The following is a 13,313-nucleotide window of genomic DNA, read 5'->3' as shown; positions in this document are numbered from 1 at the left end:
TGCCGCTATTTTGTATACAAATAATTTTCTGTAGCGCTGGGCTTGTATTCGCCAGTGATGAGCCAGGGTTTGCATGAATAAGGAGCTACGTATGTCGTCATCCTCTAAGAGCCACTATCCTCGCGACTTAATCGGTTACGGGCGCAACCCGCCTCACGCCAACTGGCCTGGCAACGCCAAAATAGCGGTTCAGTTCGTGCTCAACTACGAGGAGGGCGGCGAGAATTGCGTACTCCACGGGGACTCAGGCTCCGAACAGTTTTTATCGGAAATTATCGGCGCACCGGCCTATCCAGATCGGCACCTGAGCATGGAGTCAATCTACGAATACGGCTCCCGCGCCGGGGTGTGGCGAATTCTGCGTGAATTTGAGAAGCGCGATTTGCCGCTCACGGTGTTTGGTGTGGCCATGGCGCTGGAGCGCAATCCTGATGTCGCCATGGCATTTAAAGAACTAGGCCACGAGATTGCCTGTCACGGCTACCGCTGGATTCACTATCAGGAAGTGCCCGAGCACGTTGAGCGGGAACACCTGCAAAAAGCCATGGAGATTTTCCAGCGGCTGTACGGCGAGAAACCGCTGGGTTGGTACACCGGCCGCGATAGCCCCAATACCCGGCGTTTAGTGTTGGACGAGGGCGGTTTCCTTTACGATAGCGACTACTACGGTGACGACTTGCCTTTCTGGACGCAGGTGACCGATAGTCAGGGCAGTGACCACAACCACCTGGTCGTGCCTTACACGCTGGACAGCAACGATATGCGCTTTGCCTCGCCGCAAGGGTTTAACACCGCGGATCATTTCTTTACTTACCTGCGTGATGCGTTTGATGTGCTTTACGCGGAAGGGGAGGAGGCACCCAAAATGCTATCGGTGGGCATGCACTGTCGTTTATTGGGTCGCCCAGGACGTTTTCGCGCCCTGCAACGCTTTTTGGATTACATCGAAACCCATGACCGAGTTTGGGTTGCCCGCCGGGTTGATATTGCCCGTCACTGGGCCGAGCACCATCCCGCAACGAACCGCTGAAAGGCAAAATAATGCACAAACCTTCTTACTACGCCCCCACCGGCGGGCATCCGCCGCAAACACAGATAACCGCTGATCGCGCCGTATTTACCGAGGCCTACGCGCTGATTCCCAAAGGGGTGATGCGCGATATCGTCACCAGCAATCTGCCGTTTTGGGAAGGCACCCGGTTGTGGGTGCTGGCGCGGCCGCTATCGGGGTTTGCCGAGACGTTTTCCCAGTACATTATGGAAGTGCAGCCAGAGGGCGGTAGCGATAAGCCGGAGCTGGATCCCCAGGCGGAAGGCGTGCTGTTTATCGTCGACGGTGAGTTAACGCTTACTCTATCCGGCGAGCGCCATACGATGACGCCTGGCGGCTATGCGTTTATTCCCCCCGGTAGCCACTGGCAGGTGCATAACGAATCCAACGCGCCGGTGCGCTTTCACTGGGTGCGTAAGGCCTACGAGTATGTCGAAGGACTTGAGGTGCCGAAGGCGTTTGTCACCAACGAGCAGGATATTGCGCCTATCGAAATGCCGGGTACCGAAGGGCGCTGGGCCACCACGCGTTTTGTCGACCCCGCCGATGTGCGCCACGATATGCACGTGAACATTGTGACTTTTCAGCCCGGCGGCGTGATTCCGTTTGACGAAACCCATGTGATGGAACACGGCCTTTACGTGCTTGAAGGCAAAGCCGTTTACCACTTAAACCAAAACTGGGTAGAAGTCGAAGCGGGGGATTTCATGTGGCTGCGCGCCTTCTGCCCCCAGGCGTGTTACGCCGGTGGCCCCGGGCCTTTCCGGTATTTGTTGTATAAAGATGTTAATCGCCATGCTTCTCTAAAACTGTCATCTCGTTAAGGAGCCGCAATGTTGAAGCTGAAAGCCGAGCCGCTAACAGCAGAGGCCTTTGCTCCCTTTGGCGACGTGATTGATGCGCGTACCTCCGCGTCGTTTCCCATCAACGGCGGGCGCACTCAGCGCCACCATGATCTGGCGAAGGTGGAAACCCTGGGCGAAAACGCCCACACGCTGATTAATATCTTTGTCAGTCAGCCGGTCACCCTCCCACTGGAGCTAACGTTTCTCGAGCGCCACCCTCAGGGCAGCCAGGCATTTATGCCACTGCATCAGGAGCGGTTTATTGTCGTGGTTGCCCCTCCCGGTGAGCATATTAGCCCTGACGATGTACGTGCTTTTGTGACCGATGGTCGCCAGGGCGTGAACTATCACGCGGGTACCTGGCACGCCATTCAGTCGGTTCTGGAGCGCGAAGGTGAGTTTTTGGTCGTGGATCGGGGCGGCGACGGAAGCAACTGTGACGAATACCCCTTGACCCTGCGAATTCACCTGGACGAATAACGCAGGGTGTTGCATAGCGGTCATGTTTAGCGCTTTATACTGGTAGGCTAATGATCACTTACGTTAATCGCCGGGAGCTTTATGAACGCACTGCACCATTCTTCAATTCGCCGCACCAAAATTGTCGCCACGCTAGGGCCTGCTAGTGACCGCGAGGGCGTGCTAGATGCCATGCTCGCGGCGGGGGTCGACGTGGTGCGGCTGAATTTCTCCCACGGCTCCGCCGATGATCACCGTCGCCGTTTGCAGCAGGTGCGCGAAGCCGCTGCCAAACTGGGACGCAGCGTCGCGGTGTTAGGCGACCTGCAGGGGCCAAAGATTCGCGTCGCGCGCTTTAAAGATGGCGCGGTGATGTTGGAAGAAGGGCGGCCGTTTATTCTGGATATGGCGATGGACGGCGACGCGGGCGATATCACCCAGGTTGGCTGCGATTACAAGACGCTCGCCGACGATGTGTCGGCAGGCGATCGTTTGCTACTCGACGACGGCCGCGTGGTGCTGGATGTCACCGAGGTGAAAGGCACACAGGTTCATACCACGGTAGTGGTGGGCGGCAAGCTCTCCAACAACAAAGGCATCAATAAGCAGGGCGGTGGTCTGTCGGCCCCCGCGCTGACTGAGAAAGATAAGGTCGATCTCAAAACCGCCGTTGAGATAGGTGTCGACTATCTAGCTATTTCGTTCCCCCGCCATGCCGAAGACATGCTCGAGGCGCGCCGCTTGTTGGGCGAGGAAGGTAAAGAGATTGGCTTGGTGGCCAAGGTGGAGCGCGCTGAGGCCGTGGCGGATGACGCCACCCTAGACGGCATTATCGAAGCCTCGGAAGCAGTGATGGTGGCGCGGGGCGACCTGGGCGTTGAAATTGGCGATGCCCAGTTGGTTGGCGTGCAAAAACGCATGATTAAGCGAGCGCGGACGCTCAATCGCGCGGTGATTACCGCCACACAAATGATGGAGAGCATGATTTCATCACCGCTCCCTACCCGCGCCGAGGTATTCGATGTAGCCAACGCGGTGCTGGATGGCAGCGATGCGGTCATGCTCTCAGCGGAAACGGCGGCGGGCGACTATCCGCTAGAAACCGTGGAAGCCATGTCGCGCGTTTGCTTGGGGGCTGAGCGGGAAAGGTCTGCCCAAGAATCTGGGCACCGTATCCATGAAGGCTTTACCCGCGCGGATGAGACCATTGCGCTTTCCGCCATGTACGCGGCCAACCACATGGAAGGCATCGCTGCGATTGCCTGTATGACCTCGTCGGGTTACACGCCGTTGATCGCTTCGCGTATTCGCTCGGGCCTGCCGATTGTTGGCTTGGCCCACAACCCCATCGCTCAGCGCCGTATGGCGCTTTATCGCGGGGTCGTTTCGCTGCCGTTTGATACCTCGGCGATAAGCGCCGAAGAGCTTAATGACCGCGCGCTCGAAAGGTTGGTCAAACAGGGCGTGGCTAAGCAGGGTGATTACGTCATTCTTACCCGCGGTGATCATATGAATGCCCACGGAGGGACCAATACCATGAAAGTGATGACGATTACCGAACAGCACGTCGCCCAAGCGCAGCGCTAAACCATGCGTGCACTACTACTGGCCTGTTTGTTACTGGCGAGCGTGCCCGCATCCGCGGGCGCGCCGATTGTGGCGGCGGCGTCCAGTTTACAGTTTGCCTTGGAAGAAGCCGCCGCGCGTTTTTCCCAACAAACAGGGCATACGCTGCGCCTTAACTTTGGCTCATCGGGTAATTTCCGACGCCAGATTGCCCAAGGCGCCCCCTTCGAGCTATTTCTGTCTGCTGATGAGGGCTTTGTTCAAGCGCTCTACCAGGATGGCGATGTCGATAATGACGGCGTGATCTACGCGCGAGGACGTTTAGCCTGGGTGCAGCCCAAAGGTCGATATTCAGCACCCGATGAGCAAGCCCCGCTGGCGGGCGTTCACGCCGCCTTGGAGGCTTTGCAAGCCGGGCAGCGCTTGCGCATTGCCATTGCGAGCCCAGAGCATGCGCCCTATGGCATTGCCGCTCGAGAAGTGTTGAGGAATGAGGGGCTTTGGGACGCCACCGAGCCGCTACGGGTGCAGGGGGAAAACGTCTCCCAGGCGACCCAGTTCGCGCTTTCAGATGAGGCCCGTGGGGGGTTGGTGGCGTACTCATTAGTGCTTGCGCCGACGCTTAGCGAGCGCAGCGAGTATGTGTTGATCCCTGAGGCGTGGCACACGCCGTTACGTCAGCGCATGGTACTGACCCCGCAGGCAGGCGACGCCGCACGGGCGTTTTACACCTGGCTGCAGCAGTCTGAAGCGCAGGCTATCTTTCACCAATACGGGTTTAGTACAGACTAATGGATTGGTCGGCACTGTCTGTTTCATTACGCTTGGCGATCTTCACCTGCTTGTTCTTGCTGCCCATTGGTATTTGGGTCGGTCGGAGGCTGGCCACGGCGCAGTTTCGCGGCAAAGGGCTTTGCGAGGCGCTGGTGGCGCTACCGTTGGTACTACCGCCGACGGTGTTAGGGTTTTATTTACTGCAAAGTTTTGGCCGCGAGGCACCCGTAGGGCAACTATGGATGTCACTGACGGGGGGTGGGCTAACCTTTACCTTTAGCGGTATTTTGTTGGCCTCGCTGGTGGCTAACCTGCCGTTTGCCATCCAGCCGATTCAACGTGCCTTTGAAAACGTGCCCCACAACCTGCGCGAAGCAGCGTGGTGCAGCGGGCTTAGCCCTTGGCAAACGCTGTTGCTTATTGAATTGCCGCTGGTGTGGCCGGGCATTTTGTCTGCTACCGCGCTGACGTTCGCCCATACCCTGGGTGAATTTGGTGTGATCCTGATGGTCGGTGGGGCCATCGACGGCGAAACACGCACCCTTGCCATTGCCATCTACGATCGAGTGCAAGCCTTTGACGAACAGGGGGCAGCACAAATGGCCGCGCTATTATTGGTGGTCTCGTTTACCACCCTGGGCGTGGTTTATGGCTTGGCGGGTCGCCGGAGGTGGGCGCGTGGTTAAGCTTACCGTTGAAGCGCAGCAGGCCGGGCCAATCCCGTTGAATGCCGAGTTCAGTTGCTTACCCGGAGAGCTTTTAGCCTTGGTAGGGCCTTCGGGTAGCGGTAAAACCACTTTGTTACGTGCCATTGCCGGGCTTTATCGCCCCCAGCACGGGCGTATCGAGTGCGCGGGTGACACCTGGCTCGATACCCAGCGCCAACAATCGCTATCCCCCCAACGGCGTCGTGTGGGCATGGTTTTCCAAGACTATGCGCTGTTTCCCCACTTAACTGCGCTTGCCAATGTTCAGCTACCGCTACGCCATTTGCCGACACCGCTGCGCCGTCCTAAAGCCGAGCAGTGGCTTGAAACGGTGCGCTTGAAAGGGTTGGAAAATCGTTACCCTAGTGAGCTATCCGGTGGCCAACGTCAGCGCGTGGCACTGGCGCGTGCGCTGGCTCGAGACCCTCAGGTATTGCTGCTCGACGAGCCGTTTTCGGCAGTGGATCAAGTCACGCGCCGACGGTTACAGCGCGAGCTGGCCCGGCTTCGCCAGCAGATCTCGATACCCATTGTGCTGGTCACCCACGACCTGGAAGAAGCCGCCGCGCTGGCCGATCAAATCTGCGTGCTGCATAACGGTAATAGCCTGCAGCAAGCCCCGCCCGAAACGCTGTTTCGCACCCCGGCGTCACCCAACGTTGCACGGCTGTTGGATCGGAATAACGTGTTTGACGGGCAGGTGGTCGAGGTTGACGGCACGCGACGCTTGCAGTGGGGGCGCTATGCGTTAGACGTTGCCTCGGGGCTTGAGGGGCTTAACGTTGGCGAGCGAGTGGCCTGGTATCTACCGCCTTCGGATATCGTCCTCCATCGCCGTGATCGCCCCTCACAGGGGGAACGGGAGAATCCTGTAGCTGCCTCGGTCGACGAGATTATCGTGTTAGGCGGCATGACCTCGGTCGCGTTGCGCGTTCCACATGGCGATATGCTACGTTTCGATATCGCGACCCACGCAGTGCGACGTAACCAATTAACCCCCGGCGTGGCGGTGAATGTGTCGCTGCTGGCGGGGGGCATTCATCTAATGCCAGGGCACGGCGTAGACACAGCGCCCGATGAGAAAAGGAACACACCATGACCATGAATCGACGGACGCTGCTAAAAGCGTCGCTTATGCTGCCGTTAGCCTGGTATCTGCCGGGCGCATCATTGTGGGCACAAACGAGTCCCGATGACGCCGAGACAATGGCGCTGGCTATTCACAGCGAGGGCGGCCCACATCGTTTAGAGGTCGAAGTAGCGGAAACGGTCTCCCAGCGTCAGCGCGGCTTAATGGGGCGCGAGCGCTTACCCGAATCAAGCGGCATGCTGTTCCGCTTTAAGCGCGAGCAGTCGGCTAACAATGCCTTTTGGATGTATCGCACGCTGATCCCCTTGGATATAGCCTTTATCGATAGCGATGGACGGATTGTAGCGATTAATACCATGCCGCCCTGTGAATCTTCCTCGCCGAGTGACTGCCCCTCTTATCCGGCTGGCGCGGCGTATCATTCAGCACTAGAGGTCAACGCTGGCTACTTTGCCGAACGCGGCATCCAAGTGGGCGACTGTGTTTCCATCCCCGACGAGGCCGGTTTTTGCCAGTCCGCAGATTAAGCTGGACGACGGCGGAATCGGATGACAATCAGGGCAATACCCACGACCACCAAGCCACCGCCCCGGCCTTGAGCCGGGTTGTTGTAAACAGTTGTTGCAGACGGTCATTGCAGACGCTGCGCGATCTCTCGCCACAGCGCGGCGTAGGCGCGAGCGCCCCGACTGCTACGGGCAAAATGCCCCACCGGAGCGCGTTCTATACCCATGCGCTCGACCGCACTAGCGTTGGGAACGTTCGTCGACAGGCGCTTCGGCCAGCGTTCGCTGAGAGTCTCCATCACCTGGCGGTGCAGGGTCTTGCGGCGGTCGGCGAGGGTCACGAACGGCCAGATCGGGCAGGCATGGTCGACCTCGTCGAGATGACCGTCCAGTTGCTCAAGGGTGCGCAACGACAGGGTCGTCGGCACCACCGGCACTAGTAGCGCATTGACACTGGAGAAGATCTGCTCGGCGAGCGCCGACAGGCTCGGCGGGCAGTCGAGTATCACCAAGTCGTAACTACCCTTCACCGGATTGAGGATCTTGCGCAGCCGACTGGGCTTGCGGGTTTCCAGCGACGCTTCCAGTTCGCGCGAGCCCAGCGCCGCCGGCAGCAGGTCGAGCCCCTCGATGTCAGTCTCCCGGATCGCCCGATCGAGATCGGCCTTGCCCTTGACCAGTTTGTCGACGCCACCGCGCACTTTGGGTTTGCTGCGCAGGTAGAAGGTGGTGGCGGCCTGGGGATCTAGATCCCACAGCAACACCCGCCTGCCGTCGCGTGCCGCTTCGGCGGCGAGATTAACGGCGGAGGCGGTCTTGCCCACGCCGCCCTTGATACTATAAAGCGCCAGCATCTTCATGGTGAACTCCCGGCTCGGTAACGATCTAGCTTAACTGATTGGCCCGCGCGGATATGTGACGTTTCGATGACGGCGCTGCTGCCGATGTCGCTACGCTGATTCCTCTCGACATTGCCTTTATCGATAACGACGGGCGGATCGCCCTGAGATCGTCGATCCCTGCCAACTCGCGAATTAAACGGAGCGCGGGCGTCGGCTGAAATTAAGCACAATCAGGGCGATACCCGCCACCACTAAGCCGCCGCCCACCAGCTTATGCACGCCTAGGCTGTCGCCCATTAATAGCGCGCCTAGGCCGACTGCCAATACCGGTACGAGTAGCGTCATGGGTACCACGCGATTAACCGGGTGGCGGCGTAAAAGCGCATACCAAATCCCGTAAGCGACAATTGACGACATCACGGCGGTGTAAATCATCGCCCCCCAGCCCAACCAGCTCGCTTGCTGTATTGCCTGCCACTGGTCACTCTCAAACAGCCACGAGCCCAGCGCTACCTGGGGTACCGCAAACAGCGCCACCCAGCCTGCCAACGCCATCGGCGCAATCGGCGGGCCACGCTTAATCAATAGCTGTGACACCGCCCAGCCCATTGCACTACACAAAAGAATCGCCAGGGGGAGGGGCGTCGGTAAGGTGGGCCCACCCGCCAACACAATAATGCCCGCAAACGAGAGCAGCAGCCCGACAACACGTTTGGGGCCCAGCTTCTCTTTCAGAAAGATCACCGCCAGCAGCGTGGCAAAGGGCGTGCCCATCTGCACTAAAAGCGCACCAGTACCCGCCTCGGCCTGCTGTAAGCCAATGAACAGCAGGCCGAAATGCAGGCTACCGAAGGTGAAGGAAAGTAATAGTAAAAATGGCAGCTGAGCTCGCGCCACAGGATAGAAGGGCACCAGCAGCACGGCGACCAGCGTAAAGCGCAGCGTGGTCAGCAATAGCGGCGGCAGTTCCGCCACGCCGACCTTGATAACAATGATATTCAGCGCCCATATAGCGATGACAAAGAGGCCGAGCAGCAGGTCGCGTAGTGGCACGTTGATGTCCGTTGGTAGAAGTAGAAGAGAAAGCGCGGCTAGGATATCAGGTGACAATATTGTCGTATAAGCCCCGGGTTGGCGGTATGCAGCCTCCGGCGTTCCATATTGGTCTTCAATAGCCGTTTGGATGGGTTCCTTTCAACAAAAGAATACCTACAATGGGGTGCTTATCGCCAATATGAGTCGACTTCGGTGGTAAGGGCTGGCCCAATAATAAAGTCATCACAAAAACCGATAAAAAGGATCTACCATGACGCTGACACGCTCAATGGCTCGTTTCACTGCCGGCTTGGCCGGTGCTGCACTGCTCTCTGCTTCGCTTTCCGCACAGGCTCGGGAGCTGTCTGTTTCGACGGTGCTGCCGGATGCGTTTCCCTGGGGGCAGGCTGCGGAAAAGTGGGCAGAATTGGTTGAAGAACGTAGCGACGGTGAACTGACGATGCGGGTTTATCCCAACTCGCAGTTAGTATCCGGGGATCAAACCCGCGAATTTTCCGCCATGCGTTCGGGGTTAATTGATGCCGCCGTTGGTTCGACGATCAACTGGTCGCCGCAGGTACCTGAACTTAACCTTTTCTCACTGCCGTTTTTCATCCCCGACGAAGCTGCTGTGGATGCGGTCACCGGTGGCAAGGCCGGTGAGATGGTGTTTGAAGCGATTGAATCCCGTGGTGTGATGCCGCTGGCCTGGGGTGAAAACGGCTTCCGCCAGGTCTCTAACTCCCGCGGGCCGATCAGTGAGCCGGGTGATCTGGAAGGCCTCAAAATTCGCGTGGTAGGGTCGCCGCTGTTCCAGGATACGTTCTCGGCGCTGGATGCCGATCCCACGCAAATGAGCTGGGCGGATGCCAAGCCGGCGCTTACTACTGGGGCGGTAGACGGTCAGGAAAACCCGCTTTCGGTATTTGATGTGGCGCGCATTGACCAAGTCGGCCAAGAGCATTTGACGCTGTGGAACTACATGAACGACCCGCTGATTTTCGCTGTTAACCAGCAGGTGTGGCAGTCGCTTAGCGAAGAACACCGTACCCTGCTGCGCGAAACCGCCGTCGAGGCAGGCGAGTGGGAAATCGCTATGACGCGTGAAGAAGAAAGCGATCGCCTCGCGGCTATTCGGGAGCGCGGCGTCACGGTGACGGAACTGACCGATGCGCAGTACCAAGCCTTTGTTGACGCCACACGCGCTGTATACGATGAGTGGGCACCGCGGATTGGTGAAGATCTCGTAGAGGCAGCACAGACGGCCATCGACGCTCGCTAGGCACAGCCTATTCATTTTTATTGTTTTCCTACCGGCCTTTAGGGCCGGTAGCTTTAGCTGTGAGGCTGCCATGAAAGGCATTCCAGATGCGCGCCCCGAACGCTGGCTGGGGGCACTGGCACTGATCGTTATCTCGCTGATTAGCTTGGGTAATGTGATCACGCGGTATTTAACCGGCGGGTCGTTTTCATTCACTGAGGAATTTTCGGTGTTCTTGCTGGTGGTGCTGACCTTCGCTGGCGCCTCGGTGGCGTTGCGTCGTCAGCGCCATATTCGTATCAGCTTTTTAGAGCGAGCGCTGCCACCTGGCCCCCGGCGGCTATTGATCGTCTTTCAAGCGCTTTGCGGGCTAGTGGTACTGGGGCTGATTACGTGGTTCGGGGCTAAACTAGCCTGGCAGGAATATCAGTGGCAGTCGCTCTCGCCCGGTCTTGGCCTGCCGCAGTGGTGGTACATCGTCTGGTTGCCGGTGCTGTCTGCTGCCATGTTGTGGCGGTTGCTGCAGCAAACCCGCGATCGTCTGGCCGGGAGGCACGACGATGACGCCTGACGTATGGATGATCCTGGCGTTCGCAGGGTTTCTTATTGCCGGCGTGCCGGTGGCGTTTTCGCTGGCGCTGTCGGGGGCGGTGGGCATTGTGCTCGGACTTTCGCCGGATATGTTAGCAACGCTGGGCACCAATACCTACAACAGCGTGGCTAAGTACCCGCTCATTGCGATTCCGTTATTTATACTAACCGGATTGATTTTTGAGCGTGCCGGCGTCGCGCTACGCTTGGTGCGCTTCGCCCAGGCATTGATTGGTCCGCGCCACGGAGGGCTAGCGTTGGTCGCGGTGCTGGTGTGTATGATCATGGGCGGTATGAGCGGCTCAGGCCCCGCCGATGCGGCGGCGGTTGCCATGGTGATGCTGCCGAGCATGACCAAGGCGGGCTACCCCAAGCCGTTCTCCGCTACGCTGATTGCGGCGTCTGCCTCCACTGCCATTCTCATTCCACCTTCGGTGGCGCTGATTCTCTATTCCATTGTGGTGCCGGGTGTTGACCTGCGCGCCTTGTTTGCCGCTGGCTTGTTTCCCGGTGTGTTGGCTGGCCTGGCGCTGTTGCTACCGGCACTGCTGGTGTCCAGACGTTATGGGTGGGAAGGCGGTACGTCGGGGGAAGGCGCCGAACGGCTGAGTGTGCGAGGTACCTTTAGGCAGGCTTTGCCCGCGCTTTTTGCGCCAGTGTTAATACTCGGCGGGCTTCGCACGGGGCTATTTACGCCTACCGAGGCGGCGGTCGTGGCGGTTGCCTACGGTGCCGTCGTCGGGCTTTTTCTTACCCGTGAACTGTCATGGCGTGACCTCTGGGAGCTATTCGGTGAAGCGGCGATTATCTCCGGCGTGGTGATGCTGATTATTGCCCTGGCGGGTATTTTTGCCTGGGCGGGCACCATGTTGGGCACCTTCCGCCACCTGGCGGAGTGGATTATTGGCTTGACCGATAACGGCGTGCTGCTGCTGGTCTTAGTCATGCTGGCGGTGCTGGTGGCGGGGATGCTGCTGGATGCCATCTCGATTTATCTGATCATGATGCCGATTTTGATTCCGGTGATGCAGCATTTCGAATGGAATCCGGTGTGGTTTGGGATTCTATTGGCGATGAATATTGCCATTGGCCAGTTTACTCCGCCGGTGGCGGTGAATTTAATGGTCACCACCGAAGTGGCCAAGATTCGTTTGGAGCAGACGCTGGGCTGGGCGCTGCTGTTTGTGGTCGCCATGGGCTGTGCCTTGGCGCTGGTCGCGGTTTTCCCCAGTATTGCGCTCTGGCTGCCGCGCGTTTTGGGCTATAACGTTGGCTGATGTCGATTGGCCTATGCAACAGCGGAATACCGGTTAACGCTCCCTAAACGATGAAGATCGCTACACTGAGTAATAGACGTTAGGGTATTATTTAGCGTTTCGTATTTCGCTAATTTGGCTTTTTTTCGCTAAAGTAGTGACAGCCGACAGACACTGTCGGCGCTGATAACAGATTGACTTGACAACGTTTTGGGTCTGCTGACCTGTGGAAGTATCATGCAGGCATGGCCCAACGCCCAATACTCATAACATCAAGATAAAGAGGTGTGTTCATGAAACGCCACGCATTTTCTACCGCTGCTTTCTCCGGTGCGCTACTCGCCGCCGCCGCTTTTGCTTCTCCAGCAATGGCCCAAGAGGAAGACGAACAATTCATTACCATCGGTACCGGTGGCCAAACCGGTGTTTATTACGTCGTTGGTCAGTCCGTATGCCGCTTGGTTAACCGTGGCAGCGACGGGCACAACATTCGTTGTAACGCACCGTCCACTGGTGGCTCTGTTGCCAATATTAACGGCATTAAATCCGGCGAGCTGGACATGGGCGTTGTCCAGTCTGACGTTCAGTACCAAGCGTACAATGGCGAAGGAACCTTCGATGGCGAAGGGTTTGACGACCTGCGCGCTATTTTCCGTATCCATGGCGAGCCTTTGACGTTACTGGCCCGTCAAGATTCTGGCATCGAAACCTTGGATGACCTGGAAGGCAAACGCGTTAATATCGGCAACCCAGGCTCGGGTCAGCGTAACACCATGGAAGTGGTGATGGATGCGAAGGGCTGGGACGAAGATACCTTCTCCATGGTCTCTGAGCTGGGTGCTGCCGAGCAAGCTGCCGCACTTTCTGATAACAACATCGACGCCATGGTGTATGTGGTGGGTCACCCAAATGGCTCTATTCAGGAAGCCACCACCACCGTTGATTCGCGTCTGATTCCGATGAACGACGAAGATATTCAAGGCATTGTTGACGAATATCCCTACTACTCAAGCTCTGTGATCCCCGGTGGTTTGTATAAAAACAACCCCGACGACGTAGAGACATTTGGTGTGGCGGCCACGTTCGTTACGTCCGCTGACCTAGACGACGACGTGGTGTATGAAACTGTTAAAGCGGTATTCGACGACTTTGACCGTTTCAAACAACTCCACCCGGCCTTCGAAAACCTGGATGCCCAAGACATGGTCACCCAAGGTCTGTCCGCTCCGCTGCATGACGGTGCCAAACGGTACTACGTAGAGCAGGGCTGGATCGAAGAGTAAGGTCATCGGTTAGGGGTGATTAACCACCCAATGAAAGATGTGCGCGC

General features: G+C 58.0%; 14 protein-coding genes. 12 read left to right on the top strand and 2 right to left on the bottom strand.

All coding sequences use genetic code 11. The annotated features are described in order from the left end of the window. The first annotated feature begins 91 nt into the window (after window positions 1-91). The 8 genes from puuE to BLR97_RS11140 all read left to right on the top strand — a co-directional run bounded on the left by puuE (window position 92) and on the right by BLR97_RS11140 (window position 7,019). Window positions 92-1,030, top strand: coding sequence for an allantoinase PuuE (gene puuE, locus BLR97_RS11175; RefSeq protein WP_089706445.1), 939 nt, complete (start codon window positions 92-94; stop codon window positions 1,028-1,030). Window positions 1,031-1,041: 11 nt separating this feature from the next. Next, the gene (locus BLR97_RS11170; protein WP_089706442.1) at window positions 1,042-1,875 is read left to right on the top strand and encodes a bifunctional allantoicase/(S)-ureidoglycine aminohydrolase; all 834 of its coding nucleotides are present in this window, start codon (window positions 1,042-1,044) and stop codon (window positions 1,873-1,875) included. A 9-nt stretch (window positions 1,876-1,884) separates the two neighbouring features. Then, window positions 1,885-2,376, top strand: a complete 492-nt coding sequence (locus BLR97_RS11165; RefSeq protein ID WP_089706439.1) for an ureidoglycolate lyase — start codon at window positions 1,885-1,887, stop codon at window positions 2,374-2,376. Window positions 2,377-2,457: 81 nt separating this feature from the next. Beyond that, window positions 2,458-3,942 carry a pyruvate kinase gene (gene pyk / locus BLR97_RS11160; RefSeq protein ID WP_089706437.1) on the top strand — a complete coding sequence of 495 codons (1,485 nt, stop codon included), beginning with the start codon at window positions 2,458-2,460 and terminating at the stop codon, window positions 3,940-3,942. 3 nt (window positions 3,943-3,945) lie between these two features. After that, a complete protein-coding gene (modA, locus tag BLR97_RS11155) occupies window positions 3,946-4,713 on the top strand; it encodes a molybdate ABC transporter substrate-binding protein (RefSeq protein ID WP_089706434.1) in 768 nt (255 codons plus the stop codon). Further along, a complete protein-coding gene (gene modB, locus BLR97_RS11150) occupies window positions 4,713-5,381 on the top strand; it encodes a molybdate ABC transporter permease subunit (protein ID WP_089706431.1) in 669 nt (222 codons plus the stop codon). The genes modA and modB overlap by 1 nt, the downstream gene beginning before the upstream one ends. Further along, a complete protein-coding gene (locus BLR97_RS11145) occupies window positions 5,344-6,501 on the top strand; it encodes an ABC transporter ATP-binding protein (RefSeq protein ID WP_089706429.1) in 1,158 nt (385 codons plus the stop codon). Before modB ends, BLR97_RS11145 begins: the two co-directional genes overlap by 38 nt. Beyond that, on the top strand, window positions 6,498-7,019 hold the full coding sequence (locus BLR97_RS11140; RefSeq protein ID WP_089706426.1) for a DUF192 domain-containing protein: 522 nt from the start codon (window positions 6,498-6,500) through the stop codon (window positions 7,017-7,019). The genes BLR97_RS11145 and BLR97_RS11140 overlap by 4 nt, the downstream gene beginning before the upstream one ends. Window positions 7,020-7,123: 104 nt before the next feature. On the opposite strand, the gene BLR97_RS11135 is transcribed toward BLR97_RS11140, so the two are convergent. Together BLR97_RS11135 and BLR97_RS11130 are read right to left on the bottom strand one after the other, a co-directional pair. Further along, window positions 7,124-7,858: a ParA family protein gene (locus BLR97_RS11135; protein ID WP_089706423.1), complete on the bottom strand. Its 735-nt coding sequence runs from the start codon at window positions 7,856-7,858 to the stop codon at window positions 7,124-7,126. A 174-nt stretch (window positions 7,859-8,032) separates the two neighbouring features. Beyond that, window positions 8,033-8,893 carry a DMT family transporter gene (locus tag BLR97_RS11130; protein ID WP_089706420.1) on the bottom strand — a complete coding sequence of 287 codons (861 nt, stop codon included), beginning with the start codon at window positions 8,891-8,893 and terminating at the stop codon, window positions 8,033-8,035. A 253-nt stretch (window positions 8,894-9,146) separates the two neighbouring features. Here BLR97_RS11130 and BLR97_RS11125 point away from each other — a divergent pair, with 253 nt between their 5' ends. The 4 genes from BLR97_RS11125 to BLR97_RS11110 all read left to right on the top strand — a co-directional run bounded on the left by BLR97_RS11125 (window position 9,147) and on the right by BLR97_RS11110 (window position 13,266). Beyond that, window positions 9,147-10,157, top strand: a complete 1,011-nt coding sequence (locus BLR97_RS11125) for a DctP family TRAP transporter solute-binding subunit (protein WP_089706417.1) — start codon at window positions 9,147-9,149, stop codon at window positions 10,155-10,157. A gap of 70 nt (window positions 10,158-10,227) precedes the next feature. Continuing rightward, a complete protein-coding gene (locus BLR97_RS11120) occupies window positions 10,228-10,707 on the top strand; it encodes a TRAP transporter small permease (protein ID WP_089706415.1) in 480 nt (159 codons plus the stop codon). Continuing rightward, the gene (locus BLR97_RS11115; RefSeq protein ID WP_089706410.1) at window positions 10,697-12,004 is read left to right on the top strand and encodes a TRAP transporter large permease; all 1,308 of its coding nucleotides are present in this window, start codon (window positions 10,697-10,699) and stop codon (window positions 12,002-12,004) included. Before BLR97_RS11120 ends, BLR97_RS11115 begins: the two co-directional genes overlap by 11 nt. Before the next feature lie 272 nt (window positions 12,005-12,276). Continuing rightward, the gene (locus tag BLR97_RS11110) at window positions 12,277-13,266 is read left to right on the top strand and encodes a TAXI family TRAP transporter solute-binding subunit (RefSeq protein ID WP_089706407.1); all 990 of its coding nucleotides are present in this window, start codon (window positions 12,277-12,279) and stop codon (window positions 13,264-13,266) included. The last annotated feature ends 47 nt before the right edge of the window (window positions 13,267-13,313 follow it).

The organism is Vreelandella arcis, from assembly GCF_900103865.1.
Taxonomy (GTDB): Bacteria; Pseudomonadota; Gammaproteobacteria; order Pseudomonadales; family Halomonadaceae; genus Vreelandella; species Vreelandella arcis.
The sequence above is the reverse complement of the archived record's forward strand: the minus strand, read 5'-3'. Positions and strand labels throughout refer to the sequence as shown.